This is a genomic window from Rhizobium sp. BK379 (genome assembly GCF_014193955.1).
Classification (GTDB): domain Bacteria; phylum Pseudomonadota; class Alphaproteobacteria; order Rhizobiales; family Rhizobiaceae; genus Rhizobium.
The window spans coordinates 81,614-104,751 of the sequence record NZ_JACIAD010000003.1 but is presented as its reverse complement, the minus strand read 5'-3'; the positions used below and the strand labels follow the sequence as shown (position 1 = coordinate 104,751).

The window sequence follows — 23,138 nt, the reverse complement described above, 5'->3', positions numbered from 1 at the left end:
CGGCCTAACCAAGTCCGCCTTGGCCCCTCGACGACGCGAGTATTGAAGCGCATCGCCTTCCCACCGTCGCGGAACAAGATTTTCTCGGGGAGGGCAGATGTATTGAAGGCATTCGAGGCCGGTCTGGCGTAGCGCCGGACCGGCCCTGGTTGACTAGATATTCTGACCGCCAGACACTTCAATGCGCTGTGCCGTGACCCAGCCGTTGTCAGGGCCAATCAGGCTGGCGATCATCGGGCCAATATCGTTTGGCAGCCCGACACGGCCAAGGGCGATCATTTTTGCGAATGCCTCGTTGTAGGCGGGCGTATCGCGTACCGCGCCGCCCAGGAAATCTGTCGCTATCGCACCGGGAGCGACCGTATTCGCCGTAATACCGCGACTTCCGAGCTCTTTTGCCAGGTAGAGCGTGAGGATTTCGACCGCTCCTTTGGCTGCGGAATAGGCGGAAAATCCCGGATAGGAAACGCGGGTGAGGCCGGACGAGAAATTGACGATACGGCCGCCATCGATAATGAGCGGGAGCAAGGTCTGGGTCAGGAAGAAGGCGCCCTTGACGTGGACATTGAAGAGATTGTCGAACTGCGCTTCGGTAGTCTCTGCGAAGCCCGCCATCTCGCCATGACCGGCATTGTTGATGAGATGATCGAAATTGGTGCGCGACCAGGTAACCGTCAGGGCGGATCGAACGGCGTCCGCAAAGGCCGGGAATGCCGATATGGTGCCGACGTCGAGCTGCAGCGCCACTGCCTTGCGACCGAGAGCTTCTATTTCGGCCACGACAGCCTTGGCTTCTTCCGCGCCATTTCGGTAGGTCAAAATAACATCGCCACCATGCTTGGCGATGCTGACGGCGGTGTTACGTCCAAGGCCACGGCTGCCGCCGGTTACGATTGAGATTGTCGTCATAGGTCAACTCCTTTTGTGCTGATTGCTGATCAACACAATGCCCCCAGCCCTATTGGAACTGCTGCCTATTTCTCCAAACGAATTGCCTATTTATCCGAAAACGAAGAGTGACATCGCCTCACGTGCTTGCGACATGCCTCAAAGACCTGCTAATCTGGCGTCATTAAAGGCAGGCGGACGATTTCGACTTGCCTTTTTCTCCATTGTCATGGGAGTTCTGATGGGTTTGCTGGAGATCGTCCGCCGTCATGCAGACATCAACGTCGATCGCTTCGGAGCGGCGGCAACTCCGATCGCCGGTCTGACGGCTATCCGCGCCCTGAACCCAAGCGAAATCCAGTTTGCGATCAACAGGCCTCTGGTCGCGCTGGTTCTCCAGGGTCGCAAGAGAGTGAGCATCGGGCCGGAAACGTTCGACTTCGGCGCAGGCGATAGCCTGCTGATCACCGCTGACGTGCCCACGGTGAGCCAGATCACAACGGCAAGCCGCATTGCTCCCTATTATTCTCTCGTTCTCGAACTTGACCTCGCGATGATCCGTGAACTGGGTTCGGAGATTGGTCCGGTGACAGCTTCGACTTCGAAACCCGTTAAGGTAGACCCGACGGAAACTGAGGTCGCGGACATCGCCGCCAGGCTCATGAGCCTCGTTGATCGGCCCTCAGTCATGCCGATCCTGGCGAGACAGCATCTAAGAGAGATGCATTTCTGGCTGATGACCGGCAAACACGGAGCCTCGATCCGGGCGCTCGGTCAGACAGATGGCCACGCGGAGAAAATTGGTCGTGCCGTTGCCATCATCCGCGAAGGCTTCGCTCGTCCCTTGCGAGTGAATGAGCTTGCAGAGACGGCGGGCATGAGCCTTTCGTCATTTCACCAGCATTTCCGCACAGTGACCACATTGTCACCACTTCAGTTCCAGAAGCAGTTGCGCCTGATCGAGGCGCGAAGGCAGATGATCTCGGAAGGCGTTCCGGCCAGTTCGGCTGCATATTCCGTCGGCTATGAGAGCGTCACGCAGTTCACGAGGGAATATGCCCGCCAGTTTGGAGCACCGCCCGTTCGTGATCTCAAGGCGTTGCTGGAAAATGGCGTAACCGCGGCGTGAGCTTGGCAAGCAAGGTTTTTACTCCGCGTTCCGGCGCTTCCTTAAGCCTGGGCAACGAACGGCAGATCCGCTTCAGCCATCAGATCGCAAGCTGCAAAAACTTCCCCGACGCCGATCAGTACCGGCCGGTCGAGGCCGATTTCTGCCATAGCCGAAGAAAGACCGTCTAGGCTGCCGGCCCACCGCCGCTCGTCGGCATTGGCAACAGAGCTGACGATGACAACAGGCGTTCTTGCATCGAGCCCGGCCTCGATCAACCTGTTCTGGATTGCTCCGGCTGTTCGTCCACCCATGTAGAAGATCGTCGTTTTTCTTGTGTCTGCGATAGCCTGCCAGTCGATCGTCTCGGGCAGGCTGCCATGGCGCGAATGTCCGGTGACGAATTGCACGCTCTGCGCATGATCGCGATGGGTCAGGGAAATGCCGAGCCGTGATGCCATGGCGCTCGCCGCCGTGATGCCGGGGATGACCTCGGCCGAAATATTGTGCTTTTTCAGATAGGCGATCTCCTCGCCGGCGCGGCCGAAGATCATCGGATCGCCGGATTTCAAGCGTGCAACATTCTTGCCGGCCTTGGCGAAAGTCAGCATCATCTCGTTGATGTCTTCCTGCCGGCAGCTTTCGCGCCCGCCGCGTTTGCCGACCAGCAGGCGCTTTGCTTCGCGCCGGGCGAGTTCCAGAACCTCGTCCGAGACGAGATCGTCAAACAGGATGACATCGGCGGCCTGCAATGCCCGCACCGCCTTCAGCGTCAGATACTCCGCGTCGCCCGGACCGGCGCCGACAAGCGTCACCCGCCCGACGGGGCGCATCTGCGCCGGCTTTTGCATATCGGACAGCAGATCGCGGACGCTTGTCTCTGTCGGCTCATCGCCGAAAGCACGATCCACAAAACGTTCCCAGAAGGCGCGGCGGGCTGCGCCGGGCTTCAGGCGAATAGCAATTTCCTCGCGGAGAGATTGGGCAAGGCCCGCCCACGATTTCAGGGATGTCGGCAGCAGCGTCTCGATGCGGCGGCGAATGGCCTGCGCGAGAATAGGGGCCGCGCCATCCGTAGAGATCGACACCACCACGGGCGAGCGATTGACGATGGAGCCGAACTGGAACTGGCAGAAAGCCGGCTTGTCGATCACGTTGACAGGAACGCCGGCTCGCCGTGCAGCATCGAAGAAAGCGTGAGCCTCGGTCTCCTCATCGCAATCCGCTATGGCAAGCGCCGCACCAGCATAAACGTCCTCGCGCCATACCATAGGGCAGTGGATGAGCGCGCCTTCCGGATGCGGTGAACCTCGCGCGACGAGAGTCGCGCACGCCTCGCCGAGATGTTCGCAATAGATCTCGACTCTGGCGCCGCAGGCAGCCAACAATTCTGCCTTCCAGGCACAGGCATCCGAGCCGCCGGCGACGATCACCCGTTGTCCGGCAAGCGACCAGAAGACGGGCAGCTTGGCGAGCGGCGCCATGCGGGCAGGCGCCCGGTCGGCAACATCATTCGGCAGCGTCTGCAACACAGGCATTGATGATCCCCCTGATTTCGGCACGGCAGGAGCCGCAATTGGTGCCGGCTTTGAGCTCGTTGCCGATCGCTTCGACGCTGCGGCAGCCGGAGCGAACGGCGGCGACGATCTGGTTGACGCCGACGCTGAAGCAGGAGCAGACCGTCGCCCCCGGATCAGGCCTGTCGGCGCCAGGCCGGCCGGCGATAATGGCAAAGCGACGACGTAGATCGCTGTGATCAGCAGTCAGCTGCGACACCGCCCAGTTGCGTGCGACGGCGACCGGCTCCCTTGCAAGGAAGAGCGCGGCAACCAGCCTCTCCCCGTCGAAGAAGGCGATCCGCCGGTTGCCGGACTGCTGGTCGGCATAACCCAAGGGCTCGATATGGTTGGCAATGCCGAAGCTTTTTCGGCACCAGGCCGTCCAGTCTTCAATACCGTCATGGAACGCAAGCTCCAGCCGCCATCCGCCATCGGCCTTGGCGAGTGCCCAATAGCCCGCGTCCGCCACATCAGGCTTTGCCAGGCTGACGGCGAAGCCATAAGCGGCAGCGCGATAGCGGCTGACGGCAACCGCAACATTCTTCGAGGCGGGCTGCCCCGAAACGGGGTCCGTCGCGGGTTTGACGACAGCACCGATCCGCGCCTCAGCCGAATTCTGGTCGCTCCAGTGCATCGGCAAGAAGACGCTGCCGCGCGCCTGCCGGTCGGTCACCAGGGCGCGGATAATCGCCTTGCCATGGCTGCTTTCGATCTGCACGAGGGCGGCATCGGCCACGCCGAGTTCCATCGCGTCGCGCGGATGGATTTCCGCGAAAGGTTCGGCGATATGGGATGACAGTCGCGCGCTCTTTCCCGTCCGCGTCATCGTGTGCCACTGGTCGCGGATGCGGCCGGTATTCAACGTGAAGGGATAGGCCGAATCTGTTCTATCGGTTGCCGGCGCTTCGACGGCAATAAAGCGCGCCTTGCGATCGGAATGGAAGAAACCGCCCTTGGCGAAGAACCGCGTTTCCCTTTTCTCTGCCCCGAAAGGCTGCGGCCACTGGAACGGCTTCAGCGCATTGTAGTCTGCCGCCTCCGTCTTGGCATAGGCGCCGATATCGAAGTCGCGGCTGCCTTCATTCTCGAAGGCGGAGAGTGCAGCGTGCTCGGCGAAAATATCGGCCGGAGACCTGTAGTCGAACGCGGCAAAGCCCATCCGGCGGCCGACTTCTGCCATCTGCCACCAGTCGGCGCGTGCCTCTCCCGGCAGAGCAAGAAACGGGCGTTGCCTCGATATGCGGCGTTCCGAATTGGTGACCGTTCCGTCCTTCTCGCCCCAGCCGAGGGAGGGTAGCAGCACATGCGCGTGCCGCGTCGTATCGGTCTCGCGCAACATGTCGGAAACGACCACGAAGGGGCAGGCGGCAATGGCCGCCTCGACACGGCGGGCATCGGGCATGGATACGACAGGATTGGTCGCCATGATCCAGAGCGCCTTGACGCGGGCCTCCTCGACGGCCCGAAACAGATCGACGGCCTTCAGGCCGGGCTTGGCGGCAATAGCGGGTGCATTCCAGAAGCGCTGCACACGGTCGCGATCAACAGTGTTTTCGATCGCCATATGGGCAGCCAGCATATTGGCCAGGCCACCGACCTCACGGCCGCCCATCGCATTCGGCTGCCCCGTCAGTGAAAACGGCCCCATTCCGGGTCGGCCGATGCGCCCCGTCGCCAGATGGCAATTGATGATGGCGTTGACCTTGTCGGTGCCGGAAGCGGACTGGTTGACGCCCTGGCTGTAGCAGGTGACAACTTTCTCGGTCGTCTCGAACAGGCGGAAGAATTCTCTCACCTGCATGGCCGGTAAGCCCGTGCGTTCAAGCAGGTCGTCGACCGTTAGTGCGGCGGCAGCGGCGAAGGCTGCTCCAAAACCTTCGGTGTGGGCGCCTATATAGTTCTGGTCGATAGCAGGGCTTGCCGCGAGATGGGCGAGCAGTCCCATGAAGAGTGCGACGTCGCCGTCGGGGCGGATGGCCAGGTGCAGGTCGGCGATGTCGCATGTCATCGTCCGGCGCGGATCGATGACGACGATTTTCAGGCCCGGTCGGGCCGCCTTGGCGGCGGCCAGCCGCTGGTAGATGACGGGATGGCACCAGGCAAGGTTGGACCCCGTGAGTATGACAAGATCGGCAAGTTCCAGATCCTGATAGAGGCCGGGCACCGTATCCGAGCCGAAAGCGCGGCGATGACCGGCGACCGAGGAAGACATGCAGAGGCGGGAATTGGTGTCGATATTGGCAGAGCCGATGAAGCCCTTCATCAGCTTGTTGGCGACGTAATAGTCTTCTGTCAGAAGCTGACCCGAGACATAGAAGGCGACGGAATCGGGGCCATGTTCGGCAATGGTCTCGGAAAACCTGCTGGCGACGAGATCGAGCGCCTCATCCCAGCCTGCCTGTCTGCCCTTGATTTCAGGATGGAGCAGGCGACCATCGAGATCGATCGTTTCGGCAAGCGCCGAACCCTTGGAACAGAGCCGGCCGAAATTGGCCGGATGCTCAGGGTCGCCCTTCACTGTTACGATGCCGGTATCATCCACGTTGGCGATCACGCCGCAGCCGACGCCGCAATAGGGACAGGTAGTCTTGACTTCTGCTCCCATCATTCCGCCGCCATGACAAGGCTTTCGAGCGCGATATAGAGCGTGCCGCCCTCGTTCCTGAGCGGGATGGTACGCACCGAACCGTCATCGGCACCGAGCGCCTTACCGGTCTCCAGCGAGATCACCCAGTTGTGCAGAGGGCAGGTGACGGCATTGCCGTGCACAATGCCTTCCGAGAGCGGGCCGCCCTTGTGCGGGCAGCGATTTTCGATCGCATAGACCTCGTGTTCGCCCGTGCGGAAGACGGCGATGTTCATCTGCGGGGTTTTCACGCAGCGCGATCCGCGCAGCGGAATATCGGAAATGTCGCCGATCGGGTGCCAGTTCATGATGGTTCTCCTCACTCGGCTGCCTGACTGAAACCGATGGTCGCCATCGGTCGGAATTCGTGCTTGTCCTTGCCGGAGACGCGTTCCGACCAGGGGTCGACCTGAGCGAATTTCTGGGAAAAGACGAAGCGTTCGTAATAGGCCTTGCGCTTGTCGTGATCCTCCATGATCTGCCGGCGGATCTCATCAAGGCCGATGCGCTTGGCCCATTTGTAGATGCGCTCGAGATAGCGGCCCTGTTCGCGGTACATCTGCGTCAGCGCCACGATATGTTCGAGCGCCTCGTCCTCGGTCCTCACCAGGCCGAGCACCTCCGTGCCCTTGATGTCGAGGCCCGCAGCGCCGGCGAAATGGATCTCGAAGCCGGAATCCACGCAGATCACGCCGATATCCTTGCAGGTGGCCTCGGCGCAGTTTCGCGGACATCCTGACACCGCCATCTTCAGCTTTGCCGGCGTCCAGGAGCCCCACATGAATTTCTCGATGCGGATGCCGAGACCCGTGGAATCCTGGGTGCCGAAGCGGCACCAGTCGGAACCGACGCAGGTCTTCACCGTGCGTAGGCCCTTGGCATAGGCCTGGCCGGAGATGAAGCCGGCCTTGCCAAGATCGGCCCAGACGGCCGGAAGGTCTTCCTTTTCGACGCCGAGCAGATCGATGCGCTGGCCACCGGTGACCTTGACCATCGGGATTGCGAACTTGTCGACGACATCGGCGATGGCGCGCAGTTCGCCGGAGCTGGTCACGCCGCCCCACATGCGCGGCACGACGGAATAGGTACCATCCTTCTGGATGTTGGCGTGGACGCGTTCATTGATGAAGCGCGACTGGTAGTCGTCGGCATATTCATCCGGCCAGTCGCAGACGAGGTAGTAATTGAGCGCCGGGCGACATTTGGCGCAGCCGCCCGATGTCTTCCATTCCAATTCCTGCATGACGGCGGGAATGGTCTTCAGCTTCTTTGCCTTGATGAGGCGGCGCACATCGTCATGGCCGAGCTCGGTGCAGGTGCACATAGGCTGCACCGCCTTCGGATTATAGCCATCGCCCAGCGTCAAGGACATGAGCTGTTCGACAAGGCCGGTGCAGGAGCCGCAGGAGGCCGAGGCCTTCGTATGGGCGCGCACATCATCGAGCGATGTCAGCCCCTTGGCCGTGATCGTTGAAGTGATCTTGCCCTTGCAGACGCCGTTGCAGCCGCAGATTTCCGCATCATCCGGCAAGGCTGCAACGGCCGCCATAGGGTCCAGCGGGGACCCTCCCTGATAGGCCTGGCCGAAGATCAATGTGTCGCGCATCTCGGAGATGTCGACGGCCTTTTTCTTGAGGTCATTGAACCAGGCGCCGTCGGAGGTCTCGCCATAAAGCACCGTACCGATGATGCGGTTGTCTTTCAGCACTAGGCGCTTGTAGATCCCCGCAGTCGCATCGCGCAGCACGATTTCCTGGCGGTCGTCGCCGTCGGCGAAATCGCCGATCGAGTAGAGTTCGATACCGGTAACCTTGAGCTTCGTCGGCGTGTCGGAGTGCGCAAAGGCCGGCTTCCTATCGTCTGAGAGATGGGCGGCGGCGACACGGGCCATTTCGTAGAGCGGCGCGACGAGGCCATAGACCATGCCGCCCACCTCGGCGCATTCGCCGAGCGCGTAGATATCGCCGTCCGAGGTCTGCATGCCGGCATCGACGACGATGCCGCGATTGACGGCGAGCCCGGCGTCCTTGGCGAGATTGACGTTCGGGCGAATGCCGACGGCCATGACGACAAGCGTGGCAGGGATGATCGTGCCGTTGTCGAGCTCGACGCCTTCCACCTTGCCGTTGCCGATGATCTGTTTGGTGTTGGCTTTGCAGATAACCTTGATGCCGCGGTCCTCGACAGCCTTCTGTAAGAGGTAGCCGGCGGCGGGATCGAGCTGGCGTTCCATCAGCGTCGGCATGACGTGCAGCACAGTGACATCCATGCCACGCTGGGCGAGGCCGGCGGCCGCTTCGAGCCCGAGCAGGCCGCCGCCGATGACGATGGCTTTTTCGCGCGATTGGGCTGCAAGCAGCATGGCCTGCACGTCGTCGAGGTCGCGGTAGGTGATGACGCCGCGAAGATCCTTTCCGGGCACCGGAATGATGAAGGGTACCGAGCCTGTCGCGATGACGAGCTTGTCGTAGCTCTCGGTGACGCCGTGGTCGGAGGTGACGGTCTTGGCGACGCGATCGATGTTGACGATCTTGTGACCCTTGTAAAGCGTTATGCCGTGCTTGATATACCAGCCATCACCGTGAATGATGATCTGCTCGTAGTCCTTTTCTCCCGACAGGACCGGCGACAGCATGATGCGATCGTAATTGACGCGTGGCTCGGCGTTGAAGATCGTAACCTCGTAGCGTCCGGGCGCCTGTTCGAAGAGGTGCTCCAGCATGCGCCCAGGCGCCATGCCATTGCCGATGATAACGAGTTTTTCTGTCATATTTACAGGTCCTTGGATCAGGTTGCAGCCACGGGCGCGGAGTGGCTCTGGCGCGATAGTTGCTTGACGGACAGGTGCATCCAGATGAGCGAGATCGCGACGATCGCGAAGAGCAGCAGGAAACAGCTCGACCAGAGGCCGGTCATGTCCTTGAGGAGGCCAAAGGCGATCGGAAGGATGAAGCCACCAAGGCCGCCCATCATCCCGACGATGCCGCCGACGGCGCCGACGCTCTCTGGGTAATAGGCCGGAATGTGCTTGTAGACGGCAGCCTTGCCGAGGCTCATGAAGAAGCCGAGCACGAAGATGACCACGATGAAGATGACGGGCGTGATGGTGGTAGCAGGCAGCGACAGGATGAGCGTGGCCACGGCTGACACGGCAAACATCGTGTACATCACGCTGCGCGCGCCCTTCTTGTCCGACAGCACGCCGCCGAAGGCACGGAAGATGCTGCCCGGGATCGAATAGGCAGCGGCGATCATGCCGGCAGCTTCCAGATTGAAGCCGTAGACACCGACAAGATAGCGCGGCAGCCACAGCGAGAGGGCAACGAAGCCGCCGAAGGCGAAGAAGTAATAGAGTGAGAAGCGCCAGACCTGAAGGTTCTGCAATGGCGCGAATTCCTGGGCGAGGCTTTTGGAGGCGACGCCGCGTTCGCGGCGAAGACGAAAGGCCGGATCATCTGTTGTGGTAAACCAGAAAATGATTGCCATCAGCGCCAGACCGGCCGCCCATATTTCAGCGACTGCCTGCCAGCCCCAAGCCAAAAGCACGAAGGGTGCCGCGAATTTTGTGACGGCCGCGCCCACATTGCCTGCACCGAAGATGCCAAGTGCGGTACCTTGCTTCTCCGCTGGAAAGAAGGGCGAGACATAGGCGACGCCGACCGCAAACGAGCCGCCGGCGAGCCCGACACCCAAGCCGGCGATCAGCATCTGCGTATAGGTGTGGGCGTAGGAGAGCAGAAAGGTTGCGACTGCAGCGGCAAGCATGGTCAGCGTATAAACGAGACGGCCGCCGTAACGTCCTGTCCAGATGCCAAGCACGATGCGCACGAGCGAGCCGGTCAGCACAGGGGTGCCGATGAGCAGTCCGAACTCGGCTTCGTTCAGCCCGAGTTCCTGCTTGATGCGAATGCCGATGATCGCAAAGATCGTCCAGACCGCAAAACAGAGCGTGAAGGCGACCGTGGAGATCCACAGTGCTTTGGCTGGTTCGCCGGCGGACATGGGCTGCGCTTTCTTGATGACAGTCATGGCTTCTCCGTGGCCCGACAAGGTCGTGCCGATCCATCGCTGGGGGTTAAAAACAAAAAGCCGCTGGTCAGGACGCGCATGCACGAGGCGCGCGAAATATCCTGATCAGCGGCTTTGCTGGTGACGCCCGTCGTTGGACGTCGAATTCATGGCCTTCTGGCCCATCTGCCTCAAGCAATCCGTATGACAGATTGCACAAGGGTACTCCTGTATCCTCAATGAGCGCCTATCGTGCGCTCATTCTGCTCTGATCGCCTTTGATCAGTGCATAACTATCGAAGCAAACCGCGTGCCAGTTTGCGGAGGCTGTCCCAGTGAATTGAATCTAAAGGATTTTTTAGAAATCCATCGGCTGCTGGTTTTTTGGGCCGCTGTCGTTTGTGCAAATCTTTTGTGCGCGATTGTGAGGTCGGTGCAAATCTCTGATGGCGTTTTGTGCAGGCCAGCATGAGATTAAATTCCTTCGCTGCTGGAAGCGAAGGGCAAGACGCTCTTTACCGCAAAGCCCGCAACATAATCCGGCAGTTTCGATGGGTCGAAAACGTGACCGTCCATGAAGCGGTCGGCTTCGTCGGCCCCTTCGATGCGCACGTCGGCATCGATCGGTGCGCTGCCCTCGCCAAGGGCTCCACGATAGAGGTCGGGGCGGTAGGCGGAAGCAGCTGCGCGTGCTGGATTGAGTCCGAGTTCGGCCTGACCCCATCGGATCATCTGACTGTAGATCCAGAGTGCCTGGCTCGTCCGAGGATAATTGGCAAAACCAGAATGGAACATGAAGTAATTGTCGATGATGCGCCGGTTCCCTTTTGCGTCGAGGCTGAACTCGCCTGCCAGCACATGGCGGATGATGTGAACCGGTGCTGCGATGTAGCGAGTATCCGCCAGGGCCTCGGCCAGCGCATCGTGGTTGTCCGGCTGGTCGCACCAGCGTGCCGCCGCATCGAGAGCGACGATCAGTCGGGAGACTGTTTCCGGATGGCTGTCTGCCCATTCCGGGCGCATGCCGATCACCTTTTCCGGTGCAGATGGCCAGATATCCTGTTTGGCGGCGACGATACGACCGACGCCACGTTCTGAGGCAACCATGTTCCAGGGTGCGCCCACACAGAAGCCATCGATCGCGCCGGCGGCCAGTGCGTCAGAGGTCAGCGGAGGCGGCACGACGACGAGTTTGACGTCCTTGTCCGGATCGATGCCACCGGCGGCGAGCCAGTAGCGGAATTCGTAATTATGCGAGGAAAAGGGATAGGTGACGCCGAAAGTCGGCAGCGGCTCGCTGCTCGCCTTCATCTCTGCTAGCACCTTTGCCAGTGCCTTGGCGTTTTCCAGCGCGCTGGCGCTTTCCGATAGGCTGTCGGCGTCCCGCATCCTGTCGAACAGGCGGGTTGAGAGCGTGATCGCATTACCGCCGCGCCCGAGAGAGAAGGGTGTAATCGTCGGTGATGGATTGGAGCCGAGGCCGAGCATGGAGGCAACGGGCATCGGCGAGAGCATGTGGGCGATATCGAACTGCCGGAAAGCGAGGCGGTCGCGAATGTTTGCCCAGGAGACGTCCTTGACGAGATCGAGCGTCAAGCCTTCCCGCTTGGCAAAGCCGAATTCCGCTGCCGCGATAAGCACGGAAGCGTCGACGAGCGGAATGAAGCCGGCCCTCAGCGTTTTGGAGCCTTCGCCGTTGGCATGAGCGGGCGCTGGCAGAGCTGCATCGGGATTGAGGCTTTTCGTCATCATGTTCACTCCGGCCTCCTCCGGACAGTCGCGACCAGAGCGGTCATCACATCAAAAGCCCTGCTGCGGTCACGACGCTCTGGGCGATATCGGACATCTTCTTTTTCTCGTTCATTGCCGTCTGACGAAGCAGTGCAAACGCTTCCTCCTCCGACAGGCCGCGCATCTTCATCAATATGCCTTTGGCGCGTTCGACGATCTTGCGCTCCTCGAGGGCCGACTTGGCATCGGCAAGTTCCCGTTGCAGCCGGTCGAATGCATTGAAGCGACTGACCGCCATATCGAGAATGGGTTTGACGCGCTCCTTCTTCAACCCGTCGACGATGTATGCCGACACGCCGGCATCCACTGCTGCCTCGATGGAGGCCGTGTCGGAGCGGTCGACGAACATGGCAATCGGCCTGCCGACCGTACGGGTCAACTGGAACAGATGCTCCATCATGTCGCGATTGGGGTTCTCGATATCGATGATGATGACGTCGGGCCTCAGCGTATCGATAATACGCGCCACACCTTGGACTTCGTGGATGACCGTCACGCGCGCATGGCCGGCCTCTCGCAGCCCCTCCTCGATGATGGAGGCGCGAATGGTATTTTCATCGATCACAAGGATGGTCAGATCGAGCCGGCTCATGCGACATTTATGACGCAATGCAGCAAGCCCGACAAGCTGGAAAGGCAATTTATTAGGCATTTTATAAATTTGATTAAATAATAGGCTGACTGCTTTATATATGAGCAACGTCTGGTCTCATTTAGGTTTTCGAAAAAGATTACCGCATCCGTTCACTTGTCGACAACTGCGCTACCTATGCCTCAGTATAATGCACCGCCCGCGCGCTCGCTGTTATCGTCGGGCTATCTTGGAGACGGAGAGCGAAGATGAGCGACAAGCGGCCAGAAGGTGTTGAGGCGTACAGTCATCCGGCTGGCGGGTGGGATGCGCTGAAAGCGGTGGCGAAAACGCTGAAGCATCAGCAGATCGTCGCACAGGGCAGTACCACACTGCTCAAGGCAAACCAGCCTGAAGGTTTCGATTGTCCCGGCTGCGCGTGGCCCGATCCAAAGCACACCTCTTCCTTCGAGTTCTGCGAGAACGGCGCAAAGGCGATCACCTGGGAGTCCACCGCCCGGCGCGTCACACCGGAATTCTTTGCCGAACACACGGTCTCCGAGCTTTGGGAATGGATCGATCACAAGCTCGAGGACCAGGGCCGGCTGACGCATCCGCTGAAATACAATAGCGCCACGGATAAATACGAGACGATCGATTGGGAAGATGCCTTCAGCCTGATAGGCTTGGAACTCAACAAGCTCGCAAGCCCCGACGAAGCTGAATTCTACACGTCGGGACGCGCTTCCAACGAGGCGGCCTTCCTCTATCAGCTCTTCGTGCGGGCCTATGGCACCAACAATTTCCCCGATTGTTCGAACATGTGTCATGAGGCGACGAGCGTTGGCCTGCCGCTGTCGCTCGGTGTCGGCAAGGGTACGGTGACGCTTGAGGATTTCGATCATGCCGACGCCATTTTCAGCTTCGGCCATAACCCCGGAACCAACCACCCCCGCATGATGACGACTTTGCACGAGGCATCCCGTCGCGGTGTTCCGATTATCGTCTTCAACCCGTTGAAGGAGCGGGCGCTCGAGCGTTTCGCCGCGCCGCAAAATCCGGTGGAGATGGTGACCTTATCCTCGACGCCGATTGCATCAGCCTATCACCAGCTCCGCACCGGTGGCGACCTTGCCGCCCTCAAGGGTCTGATGAAGCTGATCTTCGAACGCGATGTGGCCGATCTCTCCGGCGGCGGCAAGGGCGTCCTCGACCGAGATTTCATCGCCGAGCACACCGCTGGCATTGATGCCCTGAGGGAGGATCTCGACAAGGCCAGCTGGGCAGACATCCTCAGCGTGTCCGGTCTGACCATGGAGGCGCTGAACAGTGCCGTTGATGTCTACCTCAATGCCCGCAATGTCATCCTTTGCTACGGCATGGGCATCACGCAGCACGCGAACGGAACGGCAAATGTCCAGCAGCTTGCCAATTTCCTGATGCTGCGCGGCAATATCGGCCGCACCGGCGCTGGCCTCTGCCCGCTGCGCGGCCATTCCAATGTGCAGGGGGACCGGACCGTCGGCATCACCGAGATCCCGAACAAGGCGCTGATCGACGGCATGGAGCGTGCCTTTGGTTTCCGCCCTTCTGCAGAGAAAGGCCACAATGCGATCGAATCTATCGAGGCGATTGCAGCCGGCCGATCCAAGGCGCTGATCTGCCTCGGCGGCAATCTGGCCGTCGCCATGTCCGATCCTGATGTCACCTTCCAGGCCATGCGCAAGCTCGATCTTGCCGTCCATATTGCCACCAAGCTCAATCGCTCGCATCTCCTGACGGCAAAGACCTCCATCATTCTTCCCTGCCTCGGGCGGACCGATCTCGACACCCAGGCATCAGGGCCGCAAGCGGTGACGGTCGAGGATTCCATGTCCATGGTGCATGCTTCGCGCGGTTTCCTGAAGCCGCCGGGCGAATTGTTGAAATCCGAGCCCGCCATCATCGCAGGCATTGCAATGGCCACGCTCGGTGCAAAATACGGCATCGACTGGAAGGGTCTGATTGCCAATTACGATCGCATCCGAGACAAGATCGAGGTGGTCTTCCCGGATTTTCATGAATTCAACAGCCGGGTCCGGGCCCCCGGTGGTTTTCGGCTGGATGTTCCGGCTTCCTATCGGGTCTGGAAGACTGCGAGCGGCAAGGCGAACTTCCTCATCGCTCCCGGTCTCGACGAAGATCCCCGCCTGAAGAACCCCGCGACCCTGGTGCTGACGACGCTGCGCAGCCACGACCAGTACAACACGACCGTCTATGGCCTCGACGATCGCTACCGGGGCATTTTCGGCCGCCGTGACGTGATCTTCATGAGCGGTCAGGATCTCGCTGAACGGGGCCTGCGTGACGGTGACAGGATCGATATCCGCTCGGCCACCGGCCACGGTGGCGGGAAAACCGTCATCGGTTTCACGGCTGTCGAATATAATATCCCCGTCGGTTCGGTCGCAGGCTATTACCCGGAAATGAATGCGGTGATCGCGCTTGATCACTATGACCGCAAATCGGGCACGCCGAGCTACAAGGGTGTTCCCGTCGCGATCACCAAGAGTGAGGCTCAGGCTGCGGCTTAGCGTGAGACCGCAATTGTCCCGCCCGTGCTTTCGCGGGCGATGACCTCGAAGCCAAGGTCGATCTGGTATGGTGGCTGGCGGCTCGTCGAATTGAGGGCCGACAGCACCTTTTCGGCGGCCAGCTTGCCCGTCTCGAACCGCCTCGTCATGATCGATGACAGGGATGGTGACGCACAGGCGGAAAATTCGAGATCGTGGAAACCGATGATGGCGATGTCGTCAGGCACGCGGATGCCGCGCTTGCGGCACTCCTGCATGGCGCCGAGCGCCAGGTTGTCGTCGATGCAGAAGATCGCTTCCGGCCGGTCGCCACGTTCATGCATGAGAGCCAGGAGATCGGACCCGAGCGCAACCGAGCTGTGCCGCTGCCATTGCGTGATGATTTCGAGTTTCTGCAGTCCTGCCTCCTGCATCGCCAGACGGTAGCCATCAAAGCGGGATTGGGCGCGGTGGTCGAGATTGCCGGCGAGGAAGGCGACACGATCAAAGCCCTGGTCGATGAGATGCTGCGTTGCTGCTTGCCCGGCACGATCCTGCAGCATGCCGATATTGAGGTCGATCGGATCGGGCGAGAGCTCGAATGTCTCAACGACGGGCAGATGCGCGCGCGTGAGAAGCTGGCGGGCAAGTGGCGTGTGATGGGTACCGGCGATGATGATCGCTTCGACCCTTTGGCCGAGCAACACCTTGATGGCATTTTCCTCTTCCTGCTCGGAATAGCGGCTGTTGACGACAATGACCTGGAAGCCCGCCGCGACAAGCACGTCGTGCAGAGCGAAGAGATATTCGGCAAAGATGACATTGTAGAGGGTCGGCACGATGACGCCGATTGCGTGCGTTCGCGACGAGGCGAGCCGGCTGGCCGCAATATTCGGCACATAGCCAAGCTCCTGGACAGCGGCAGTGACGCGCTGCCGCAGGGCCTCTGACACTGCATCGGGTTTGCGAAGCACGCGTGAGACTGTGATCGGGCTGACGCCGGCCAGAGTTGCCACGTCATCCAAAGTTACTCTTCGCATTGTACTCTCGATTCATACAGAAAATTCATGCAGATCTGCAATTTATCTCGCAATTGCGAAATATTTAGCTCGGAAAATTCCAGTTGACAGCGCTAGCAAATACGATTTGACAGCGCTGTCAACTATGTTAGGCTCGAAATGTACCGGAAAAGGATGGGATGGAACCTTCCGGGATCAGCATGCAAATAAGATTTTGTGGAGGGCGGCCTGGGTCCGCCTGAGGAGGAGACATTCAATGCTTAAGGTGAAGAAAGCGAAGATGGCCCGTATCGCCGCGTTTTCCGCGTCGGCGTTTGCTCTGCTCTGCAGCACGGCCATGGCGGAACCAAAGGTCGTGTCCGGCCCCGCCGCCGATCCGAACTGCATGGTTCCGTGGTCGGCCGAAACCCAGTTCCTGCAATATCCGAAGAAGGATGGTCCTTACCGCATCGCCCTTGCGAATGGCTATATCGCCAATACTTGGCGCATCCAGATGGTGCAGACGGCAAAGGCATACGCTGCCCAACCGGATGTCGCCGCCAAGCTGAAAGAATTCAAGGTCGTATCGACCGGCGAGGACGTTCCGGCCCAGATTTCCGCGATCAACAACTTCATCGATGCCGGCTACGATGCCGTCGTCGTCAACGCCCAGAACCCGACAGCCTTCGGTCCGGTCATCAAGCGCGCCAAGGAGGCCGGCGTCGTTCTCGTCGCCTTCGACAACATCCTTGACACCAAGGACGCAATCAACGTCAACGTCGATCAGAAGGGCCTTGGCGTCATCTGGGCCAACTGGCTGGCAAAACACCTGCCGCAGGGCGGCAAGATCCTGGAAGTACGCGGCGTAGCCGGCACTTCCGTCGATACCGATCGCCATAATGGGATTCATGAAGCTCTGGATGCTTCCGGCAAGAAATTCACCGTCACCGAAGTCGTTGGCAAGTGGGATGATGGTGTAGCGCAGAAGGCAGCGGCCGATGCGATTGCCACCAATGGTCCGTTTGATGGCATCACCGCACAGGGCGGTGACACCGGCGTGGTGCAGGCGATGATCGACGCGAAGCATCCGTTCGTGCCCTTCGGCGGTGAGACGGAGAACGGCTTCCGCAAGTTCTGCGCCGCCCATGCGGGGGATGGTCTGAAGTGCTCATCAGCAGGTACCGGCCCGGCGCAGGTTGCGGTTGCCATCAAGACTGCCATCGCGGCTCTCGAAGGTCAGATCGTTCCTCAGGCCGTCAAGCTGCCGACGGCACTCGTTTCCGATCCCGATTTCAAGGAAGGCGAGGATTTCTACCCCAAGGAATCCGACAACTTTTTCGTCGGCAATTCCTTCCCGACCTGCGGCATCAACTTCTCCGCACAGGAAATCATGGGGCAGACCAAGGAAAACCAGTAAGCGCCACCATCCGGACCTGACTGCGGGCGTTCGCGCCCGCAGTCTCGATCTCGACGCGACCGAATGGAGGCTGGATGCATGATCCTTTCCGAACCGCTTCTGCGCCTGGAAGGCGTATCGAAACGCTATGGCGGCGCGATTGCGCTGAAGGAAGCGAATATCGCCGTGCGCCCCGGCGCGATCCACGCCGTGCTTGGCGAAAACGGTGCCGGCAAATCGACCCTCATCAAGATCATGGCCGGTGTGGTCGCGCCTGACGAAGGGCGCATGCTGCTCGACGGAAACGAAATCTCCTTTGCCTCGCCGGCTGCCGCCAATGCTGCCGGTATCGTATGTGTTTTCCAGGAACTGTCGCTCATTCCGGATCTCTCGGTGGCCGACAACATCGTGATCAGCAATCCGCCGCTTCGTTTCGGCATGATCGACCGCAACAAGCAGCGCCAGATTGCCGAAGAAGCACTTGCCCGCGCCGGTGCTGCCGATATTCATCCCGCCTCTCTCGTGAAGGATCTGCCGCTTTCGCGCCGCCAGATGGTTGAGATCGCCAAGGCGCTCGCCCGCAAGCCGCGGCTGATGATCCTCGACGAGGCGACTTCGGCCCTGACCCAATCCGATGTCGAGAAGGTCTTCGGCGTGCTGAAGCAGCTTCGGGCCGAGAGCATGGCGCTGATCTATATCTCACATCGCATGCATGAGATTGCAGAACTCGCCGATGACTGCACGGTCTTTAGAAACGGCCGCAGCATCGAATCCTATCCCGCCGGCACCAAGTCCGACCAGCAGGTGGTGGAGCTGATGATCGGCCGCGAATATACCAACGTCTTTCCGCCCAAGCCGCTGCACCCGAAGGCAGACGCGCCGGTTCTGTCCTGCCGCGGCCTCTCCTGGGGGGATCGGCTCTCCGGGATCAACTTCGATGTGCGTCCCGGTGAGATCATTGGTTTCGGCGGACTGGACGGGCAGGGGCAGCGTGAATTGCTGCTGGCGCTGTTCGGCGTGCTGCGCGACCTCAGGGGCGAGGTGGCGGTCGATGGCAAACCGATAAGGTTGAAGAGCCCCGGCGCGGCGAAATCAGGTGATATCTCCATGGCGCTGATCCCGGAAGATCGCAAGACGGAAGGGCTCATGCTGCCGATGACCGTTCGTGAGAACCTGTCGATCGCAGCGCTTGACCGCGTTTCGCGCAACGGCGTGATCGACCGCGCTGCCGAGCTTCGCGAGATCGACGAACTCCTGAAGCTCCTGTCAATCAAGGCAACGACGATCGACATGCCGGTCGCATCCCTGTCTGGTGGCAACCAGCAGAAGGTGGTGATCGCCAAATGGCTGATGAACAGGCCGCGCATCATCCTTCTCAACGATCCGACCCGTGGCATCGATGTTGGCACCAAGCAGGAAATCTATGCCCTGCTGCGCAAGCTTGCCGATGCGGGTGCGGCCATCATCTTCTATTCGACTGACTATGACGAGCTGGTGGGCTGCTGTGACCGCGTGCTCGTCATGTATGATGGCAGCATCATCCGCGTCCTCGAAGGAGACGAGATCACCGAACGCGAACTGGTCAGTGCCGCGCTCAACATCGATGCCGGCGAGGCGCAGAAAAGGATGGCCCAATGAGCAGGCAGTCGACGGGCGAATGGCGCTATCGGTACGTTCAGCAGAAGGGCACGCTTTTCGCAGCGCTGCTCTTCATCCTGATGTTCATCATCTATGTTTCAAACCATCCCGCCGGCTTCACGCCGAACGTGGTGCAGACCGCCGCCAACAAGGCAACGCTGCTCGCTTTCGTGGCCATGGCGCAATGTTTCGTGGTCATCACGGCTGGCATTGATCTTTCTGTCGGCATGATCCTCATCCTGTGCAACTGCCTTGCCTCATGGCTCGTGGTCGGCACGCCGCTGCAGACCGGGCTGGGTGTCGCAGCTGTGCTCCTGACGGGTCTCGCCTGCGGCCTGCTCAATGGGCTGGTCATCATTTTCGGTCGGTTGCAGCCGATCGTCACCACCATTGCGACCAGTGCGGTCTTTTACGGGCTGGCATTGCTGTTGCGGCCCACACCGGGCGGCTCGGTCAATGAAGATCTTGCCGATGTCTTCACCTCGAAGCTCTTTGGCGTCGTGCCGGCAAGCCTCGTCGTGCTTGCACTCATCGTACTGATAATCTGGGTGCCCTTCAGCCGTTCGGTCCTCGGCCGCACCGCCTATGCGGTCGGATCGGCGGAAAACGCCGCCTACATGTCGGCGATGCCGGTAAAGAGGGCAAAGCTTGCGGCTTACGCGCTGGCAGGCCTGCTTTCGGCAATTGGCGGGCTCTATCTGACCTTTTTCTCGTATACGGGCGAGGCGGCCTTTGCGAGCGGTAACGCCTATACGCTCTATTCGATCGCAGCAGTGGTGCTCGGTGGTGTCTCGCTTGCGGGCGGAAAGGGAAGCGCCGTCGGTGCCGTCTTCGGTGCGCTGGCCTTCCGCACCATCGGCGACCTGTTGTTCGTCTTCGATCTCGATCCGCTCTGGCAGCCGCTCTTTCAAGGCGTGGTGCTGATGTTGGCGGTCAGTATCGGCTGCATCGGCCTGTCGCGTGTTCGCAATCGTCTGGAGTGGTTCCAATGAGCGAGGATGCTTCCACAATGCGGCAAATTCCTGTGCCCGCCCGACTGCGCGGCGTCGATCCAGCTGTGGCAATCGCCTTCGGCTGCATCATCCTGCTGCTCCTTGGCGGCTCGCTCTACTCCTCTAATTTCCTGTCGCTGGACTACCTGCTGCAGCAGTTGAAAGTCGCCTCCTTCCTCGGCGTCATCGCAACCGGCATGATGGCGGTCATCCTGCTTGGCCAGATCGACCTGTCAGTGCCCTGGGTGGTGACGACAGGAGCGATGATGGCTTGCGCTGCCACTGCTTACGGAACGACCGGCGCGGTTCTCGCAATCCCCTTCGGTATTCTCTGCGGTGCTACGATCGGCCTCGTCAACGGCATCGCGGTCGCCTATCTGCGCATTCCCTCGATGATCATCACGCTTGCGACCAACGCTGTCGCGCAAGGGCTGATGGTCGTCTACACCGGCGGTTTCTCGCCGCAGGATTCGGCCTCTGCCGCCATGCGCTTCCTGGCAACCGGCTATGCCATTCCCGGGCTTCCGAACGGCGTTCTCGTCTGGCTCGCCGTCGGCTTGCTCGCCGTCTTCCTGTTGACACGCACGACCTTCGGCCGGTCGCTCTATGCGATCGGCAACCGCGAACGTGCCGCCTACATGTCCGGCATCAATACGCGCAGGATCACCCTTCTTGCCTTCATTATGTCGGGCGGTCTCAGCGCACTCGGCGGCGTGCTTCTCGCCGGTTATGCTTCGAAAGCATCCCAGTCCATGGGTGATGCCTATCTTCTGCCGTCGATTGCTGCCGTGGTGCTTGGCGGTACGCACGTGCTTGGCGGCAAGGGTTCCTATCTCGGAACTGTCGCCGGCGTCATCCTGATCACTCTGCTGCAGTCGATTCTCTCGGTCATGCAGATCGAGGAGGCTGGCCGTCAGCTGATCTATGGCGCCGTCATCATCGGCATGCTGCTGCTTTACGGGCGGCAGAAGGTCTTGTGACGAAATTCAGTATTTCATTCCATCCGGGCAGTCGCTTGCCTCGATGTTTCGGCGGATGGGTCATTCGAGCCGAAGCTGGAGACGATGCTGCTATCGACAGTAGGGGCCAACTTCCGGTGCATCGATGGCGATGGCCTGCGCATTGTGCACCTGGCCACGCTCGGCCGGATAGCTTCATAGAAGCCTGAATCACCTAGATATGCCACCGTTGTGCCGGCCTCTCCAGCCGATGCAAGGCCATGGCACGCAACAGCAGTTTGCTGGCTCTGGTGCCCCGGTGGCAATATATTCGCGTAAATTCTTTCCAGCTTCCCCAAGGTCCTCTTTCTCGTCGTGACAACGCTCTCAAGCCTGCAAATGCTGGCTTTTTCTGCGTGGTTCCTGGTCTCCCGACGACCTGACATTTATATGATCACGCGTCACTTGACATTTGTCGATCATAACTTGAATATTGTCAGCGTCGACATTTGGCGGAGGTTTCCAGGTGTCCGATGGGCGCGCTGGAGCGTAGTCGCCAGACGCACGCATGGAGGAGACAGACGTGGAATTTTTGTTGGAAGTGGAGGGGCTCAGGAAGTCCTTTGGCGGTGTCGCGGCACTGCGCGACGGCCGCTTCCAACTTCGCGCCGGCTCGGTTCACGCGCTCTGCGGCGGTAATGGCGCCGGCAAATCGACTTTCCTGAAAATCCTGATGGGCATTTACAAGCGCGATGCCGGCTCGATCCGCCGCCGTGGCCAGGAAGTGGATTTCTCCAGTCCTGCGGATGCTCTCGCATCCGGTATTGCCATTATCGAGCAGGAGCTGAGCCCGGTTCCACACATGACGGTTGCCGAGAACATCTATCTCGGCCGTGAACCGTCTGCCCGTTTCGGCGGCATTGATTTCCGCAGCATGAACCGGGCGGCGCAGAAGCTGCTTGACGAGCTGGAGTTCGACATCCGGGCCACCCAATACATGATGAACCTATCGGTCGCGCAGATGCAGCTGGTAGAGATCGCTAAGGCACTGAGCCATGACGCCGAAGTCATCTTCATGGATGAGCCGACCTCGGCCATCGGCGAGCGTGAAGCCCAGCAGCTCTTTGCGGCGATCCGTCACCTTCAGGCCCAGGGGCGTGGCATCGTCTACGTCTCGCACCGCCTATCGGAAATCTTTCAGATTGCCGATTCCTATACGGTTTTCCGCGACGGCTCCTTCATCGGTGCCGGCGCCTTGTCGGAGATCGACCGGCCGAGCCTGATCCGCATGATCGTCGGACGGGAACTCGCCGAGGAATATGTCAAGACCAATAGACCGACGTCGGATGTTGGTCTGGAGGTTAGCGCGCTTTCCTGCCCGAACAAGATCGAGGATATTTCATTTGCCGCACGCAAAGGCGAGATCTTCGGCATTTACGGGCTCATGGGTTCCGGCCGTACTGAAATCTTCAACTGTCTCTTCGGTCTCGACAAGCCGTCCGCCGGGCGCATCTCGGTTGATGGCGCGCCGATCCTCGTCTCGAAGCCCTCGGATGCGATGGCTCACGGATTGGCGCTGGTCACCGAAGACCGCAAGCAGACTGGCCTCAATCTGTCGGACTCGGTTCGCGCCAATATCTGCATGGCGAGCCTGCCGGCACTGAGCCCGGCCTTTGCCATGGACCATGCGAAGGAACTGGACGCCAGCCGGCGGATGCGCGAGCAGTTTCAAATCAAGGCAGCACGCGACACCATGCCGGTATCAGGCCTTTCCGGCGGCAATCAGCAGAAGGTCGTCCTCGGCAAGTGGTTCCTGCGCAACCCCAAGGTCCTGCTGCTGGATGAGCCAACGCGCGGCGTCGATGTCGGGGCCAAGCGTGAAATCTATCGCATCATCTGCGATTTCGCCGAAGGCGGCGGCACTGTGGTGATGATCTCATCGGAAATCGACGAAGTTCTCGGCATGTCGGACCGCATCATGGTGATGCGCGGCGGCAAGAGCGCCGGAATATACAGCCGGGAGGAGACGAATGCCCAATCACTCGTCCACTTATCAACCTGACCAGAGTCAGG

General features: G+C 60.2%; 16 protein-coding genes. 7 read left to right on the top strand and 9 right to left on the bottom strand.

Annotation, left to right across the window (positions count from 1 at the left end; all coding sequences use genetic code 11):
- Positions 1-153: 153 nt before the first annotated feature.
- Positions 154-909, bottom strand: coding sequence for an SDR family oxidoreductase (locus FHT93_RS16945; RefSeq protein WP_112971603.1), 756 nt, complete (start codon positions 907-909; stop codon positions 154-156).
- Positions 910-1,126: 217 nt separating this feature from the next.
- Between FHT93_RS16945 and FHT93_RS16940 the strand changes: the two genes are divergently transcribed.
- Positions 1,127-2,017 (top strand): AraC family transcriptional regulator, encoded by an 891-nt coding sequence (locus FHT93_RS16940; protein WP_210299331.1) that lies wholly within the window; start codon positions 1,127-1,129, stop codon positions 2,015-2,017.
- A 41-nt stretch (positions 2,018-2,058) separates the two neighbouring features.
- Here the strand turns inward: FHT93_RS16940 and cysG are convergent, their stop codons facing one another.
- The 7 genes from cysG to FHT93_RS16905 form a co-directional block, all read right to left on the bottom strand.
- Entirely contained in the window at positions 2,059-3,534 is a 1,476-nt protein-coding gene (cysG, locus tag FHT93_RS16935; protein ID WP_183848506.1) for a siroheme synthase CysG, read from the bottom strand.
- Entirely contained in the window at positions 3,506-6,160 is a 2,655-nt protein-coding gene (locus FHT93_RS16930) for a nitrate reductase (RefSeq protein ID WP_183848908.1), read from the bottom strand. The genes cysG and FHT93_RS16930 overlap by 29 nt, the downstream gene beginning before the upstream one ends.
- Complete coding sequence (gene nirD, locus FHT93_RS16925) at positions 6,160-6,489, bottom strand: nitrite reductase small subunit NirD (protein WP_113212957.1); 330 nt, start codon at positions 6,487-6,489, stop codon at positions 6,160-6,162. The genes FHT93_RS16930 and nirD overlap by 1 nt, the downstream gene beginning before the upstream one ends.
- A gap of 11 nt (positions 6,490-6,500) precedes the next feature.
- A complete protein-coding gene (gene nirB, locus FHT93_RS16920; RefSeq protein WP_183848504.1) occupies positions 6,501-8,951 on the bottom strand; it encodes a nitrite reductase large subunit NirB in 2,451 nt (816 codons plus the stop codon).
- A 17-nt stretch (positions 8,952-8,968) separates the two neighbouring features.
- The gene (locus FHT93_RS16915; RefSeq protein WP_183848502.1) at positions 8,969-10,210 is read right to left on the bottom strand and encodes a nitrate/nitrite transporter; all 1,242 of its coding nucleotides are present in this window, start codon (positions 10,208-10,210) and stop codon (positions 8,969-8,971) included.
- A 453-nt stretch (positions 10,211-10,663) separates the two neighbouring features.
- Positions 10,664-11,947 (bottom strand): CmpA/NrtA family ABC transporter substrate-binding protein, encoded by a 1,284-nt coding sequence (locus tag FHT93_RS16910; protein WP_183848500.1) that lies wholly within the window; start codon positions 11,945-11,947, stop codon positions 10,664-10,666.
- 37 nt (positions 11,948-11,984) lie between these two features.
- Positions 11,985-12,572 carry an ANTAR domain-containing response regulator gene (locus FHT93_RS16905; protein WP_112542347.1) on the bottom strand — a complete coding sequence of 196 codons (588 nt, stop codon included), beginning with the start codon at positions 12,570-12,572 and terminating at the stop codon, positions 11,985-11,987.
- A gap of 248 nt (positions 12,573-12,820) precedes the next feature.
- On the opposite strand from FHT93_RS16905, the gene FHT93_RS16900 reads away from it, so the two are divergent.
- Positions 12,821-15,124: an FdhF/YdeP family oxidoreductase gene (locus FHT93_RS16900; protein WP_183848498.1), complete on the top strand. Its 2,304-nt coding sequence runs from the start codon at positions 12,821-12,823 to the stop codon at positions 15,122-15,124.
- Here the strand turns inward: FHT93_RS16900 and FHT93_RS16895 are convergent.
- A complete protein-coding gene (locus FHT93_RS16895; RefSeq protein WP_183848496.1) occupies positions 15,121-16,143 on the bottom strand; it encodes a LacI family DNA-binding transcriptional regulator in 1,023 nt (340 codons plus the stop codon). The two genes, FHT93_RS16900 and FHT93_RS16895, sit on opposite strands and share 4 nt — an antisense overlap.
- A 235-nt stretch (positions 16,144-16,378) precedes the next feature.
- Here FHT93_RS16895 and FHT93_RS16890 point away from each other — a divergent pair, with 235 nt between their 5' ends.
- From FHT93_RS16890 to FHT93_RS16870, 5 genes are all read left to right on the top strand, one after another.
- A complete protein-coding gene (locus FHT93_RS16890; RefSeq protein WP_183848494.1) occupies positions 16,379-17,518 on the top strand; it encodes a sugar ABC transporter substrate-binding protein in 1,140 nt (379 codons plus the stop codon).
- Between the two features lie 78 nt (positions 17,519-17,596).
- Positions 17,597-19,135, top strand: coding sequence for a sugar ABC transporter ATP-binding protein (locus tag FHT93_RS16885; RefSeq protein WP_183848492.1), 1,539 nt, complete (start codon positions 17,597-17,599; stop codon positions 19,133-19,135).
- Positions 19,132-20,127: an ABC transporter permease gene (locus FHT93_RS16880; protein WP_112542342.1), complete on the top strand. Its 996-nt coding sequence runs from the start codon at positions 19,132-19,134 to the stop codon at positions 20,125-20,127. Before FHT93_RS16885 ends, FHT93_RS16880 begins: the two co-directional genes overlap by 4 nt.
- Complete coding sequence (locus FHT93_RS16875) at positions 20,124-21,107, top strand: ABC transporter permease (protein WP_112542341.1); 984 nt, start codon at positions 20,124-20,126, stop codon at positions 21,105-21,107. Before FHT93_RS16880 ends, FHT93_RS16875 begins: the two co-directional genes overlap by 4 nt.
- A gap of 541 nt (positions 21,108-21,648) precedes the next feature.
- A complete protein-coding gene (locus tag FHT93_RS16870; RefSeq protein ID WP_183848490.1) occupies positions 21,649-23,127 on the top strand; it encodes a sugar ABC transporter ATP-binding protein in 1,479 nt (492 codons plus the stop codon).
- The last annotated feature ends 11 nt before the right edge of the window (positions 23,128-23,138 follow it).